The sequence below is a fragment of the Bacillus sp. JJ1474 genome (genome assembly GCF_036965225.1).
Taxonomy (GTDB): Bacteria; Bacillota; Bacilli; order Bacillales; family Cytobacillaceae; genus Cytobacillus.
Genome location: NZ_JBALPC010000230.1, coordinates 1 through 509 on the forward strand (window position 1 = coordinate 1; position 509 = coordinate 509).

Sequence of the window (509 nt, forward strand, 5' to 3'; positions counted from 1 at the left end):
TGTTAATACTGTTGAACGATTTAATATGAATTTCAAATTAGTAGATAGTTCAAGACTATGTTATACTGTGACACTTAATAATCCATCAATTCAAACACTGGTTCAAATGACTCCTTTATCATGGGCGGCCACGGAGTGTCAAGCTAAATTATTCTTAGAAGCAAATTCAGCTCAAATAACCGTTGATTTGGAAATATTAATTGGTAAGAAATATTAAATTTTGAGAAGAGAGCAGCCTTGCAGTTTGGACTGCTCTTATCACTACTATACAGCAATCGGGCACAATTCTTAAAATAGAATTGTGCCTTCTTTAGCTATAAGGCCAGATTGAAGAGTAAAGAAGTTTTTTAATATGGCTCTTCACCAAAACCTATGGTTGACGCATGACTTACTTGCATTCGGTCAAAATGCGATTTTCGTATACCATAAAGTAGATACTTCAGCTTACGAATTAGACTTAATAAAGATAAATGCTTATAAAAATCAATGCACAACGTGCTACACTATAA

General features: G+C 33.4%; 1 pseudogene. It reads left to right on the forward strand.

The annotated features are described in order from the left end of the window. Window positions 1-217, forward strand: a pseudogene (locus V7164_RS22895) (hypothetical protein); the annotation flags it as partial. Window positions 218-509: the final 292 nt, after the last annotated feature.